We start from the raw sequence: 2289 nt of genomic DNA, 5'->3' as shown, positions 1-2289 counted from the left end.
TAAAAAGAAACAATGATCAGATAAGAGAAGACAGAGCCAAAGTAATTGGTGAGGATTCTGAATTAATTTACAGAAGAAGAGTCGAAGATATCGAATTAAAAATCAAAAGACTCGAAAGGGAACAAGAAGGACTGATTGACATTAGTCCACTGGATAAAAACAGTTTGACTTTTGCCGATTTTCAGCCGGAAGCTTTTGTTCAAAAAGACATGGAGCTTTCGCTGACAATCAGAAATTTAAACATTCAGTTTGAGGTTACAAAAAAGAGATTTGAATATTTATTTGGTAAAAAATTCTAGTTATGGGAGGTACAAGATATGATTTCGGTGCTCGCGAAAGCAGAGCAAAAAAAGTAGGTTATGCTAGCAAATCTGCAGCAGAGATATTTACACAGAATGCGTTACATATGGCTCACGAATCTATGAATCCGAATGGAGTAATTTTTAGAGAAGCCAGAGATTCGGATGTTCATCCTAATACAGTTCCGATTATTTTAGGATTGGACGTTACAGGAAGTATGGGACATATTCCACACGAATTGATTAAAGACGGACTTCCAAAATTAATGGGAGGAATTATTCAAGGTGGCGTTCCAGATCCAGCACTGTTATTCTTAGGAATCGGTGATCACGAATGCGATAGATATCCGCTTCAAGTTGGACAGTTTGAATCTGGTGATGAAGAATTGGATATGTGGTTAACAAGAACCTATATTGAAGGCGGTGGAGGAGGAAACGCTGGAGAAAGTTACCTTTTAGCATGGTATTTTGCTGCATTTCACACTAAAACCGATGCATTCGAAAAAAGAGGACAAAAAGGATTATTGTTTACAGTGGGTGATGAACCAGGTTTAAAAACACTTCCGGCTTCAGCAATTAAAGAAATTATGGGTCAGGGACAACAGACTTATACACATCTTGAATTATTAGCAGAAGCGCAAAAAAGATACGATGTCTATCATATTAGTATTTTGCATTCAGGACAAGCAATAAATGCCGATGTTGAATGGAAAGAACTACTTGGACAAAATTGTTTGTCTATAGAAGATCACAAAGAAATTCCAAATGTAATTAAAAAGATCATTTGCGATAAACATAAAAGTTCTGGTTTAGGAACAATACCGGTTTCTGATACAAGTAATAGCAGTTTAGATAATATAGAAATGCTTTAAAAATGAAAACAGCGAAAATAGTTATAGGTTTAGGATTTGGTGATGAAGGAAAAGGCATAACAACAGATTTTCTGGCAAAACAAAATCCTGAATCTATAGTTATTCGCTTTTCAGGAGGACAACAAGCGGCACACACCGTTATGATTGGCGACAGAAAACACGTTCATTCGAGTTTTGCAAGCGGAGCACTTCGCGGTCTTCCGTCTTATTACAGCGAGCATTGTACGATTCATCCGCTTTTTCTTTATAATGAAAGAGAAGAATTAAATGAAAAAAAAGCTAATCTGGATTTGTACATTCATCCATTAGCTAAAGTAACAACTCCTTTTGATGTTTGGCACAACAGAGGAAATGTGCGAAATATTGAAAACGGAACCTGCGGAAAAGGCATAGGTTCAACCATGAAAAGAAATGAAGGTCCGTATAAATTGTTTGCCATCGATTTGATTGCGCCTCGCGAAATGCTTTTGGAAAAACTAAACCAAATCGCATATTACTATGGCTTTTTAAATGAAAGTGGAATTGAGGAAGAAATCAATGCATATTTAGAAGCAATAGATAAATTAAAGTGGAATATTGTCGATTATACGTTTCTTTCAAAATATGAAAATCTGATTTTTGAAGGCAGTCAGGGAATTCTGCTCGACATGGATCACGGCGTTTTTCCAAATGTAACCTATGCCAATACCACTTCAAAAAATGCAATTGAAATTTGTAATAAACTAAAGATTGAAGATGTAGCCGTTTATTACGTAACCCGAAGTTATTCAACCCGCCACGGACACGGCTGGATGGCTAATGAAGGAGAAATTGAATTAAAAAATAACGAAGAAGAAACTTGTGTTTTTAACGAATACCAAAAACATTTGCGTTTTGGAACTCTGAATTACGAACTTCTGAATTATGCTCTGAAACTCGATGCAGCTTACAGTCCAATGGTAAAACGAAATTTGGTTGTAACTTGTATGGATCAGCTGGAGCAGGATTATGAGTTTGAAAGTCTCACAACAGAATTCAATGAAATTTTTGGATCATTTTCACCCGATTCAAAAGATTTTAAAAACATTACTTCTTTGTTCCAATAAAATAGAAATCATGAAATACAATATAGATACCAT

The 2289-nt window shown here is 35.6% G+C and carries 3 protein-coding genes; all 3 read left to right on the top strand.

Features of this window, described 5'->3' with window-relative positions; genetic code table 11:
* A partial coding sequence (locus B3J44_RS00830) for a hypothetical protein (protein WP_286964980.1) occupies positions 1 to 299 on the top strand: 299 nt, incomplete at its 5' end.
* 2 nt (positions 300 to 301) lie between these two features.
* A complete protein-coding gene (locus B3J44_RS00825) occupies positions 302 to 1171 on the top strand; it encodes a hypothetical protein (RefSeq protein WP_286964979.1) in 870 nt (289 codons plus the stop codon).
* Between the two features lie 2 nt (positions 1172 to 1173).
* Complete coding sequence (locus tag B3J44_RS00820; RefSeq protein WP_286964978.1) at positions 1174 to 2256, top strand: adenylosuccinate synthetase; 1083 nt, start codon at positions 1174 to 1176, stop codon at positions 2254 to 2256.
* The last annotated feature ends 33 nt before the right edge of the window (positions 2257 to 2289 follow it).

It is taken from the genome of Flavobacterium sp. UBA4854 (assembly GCF_002399805.1).
GTDB classification, from domain to species: domain Bacteria; phylum Bacteroidota; class Bacteroidia; order Flavobacteriales; family Flavobacteriaceae; genus Flavobacterium; species Flavobacterium ginsengisoli.
Note: the sequence above shows the minus strand (reverse complement) of the source record. Positions and strands in the feature narration are given on the sequence as shown.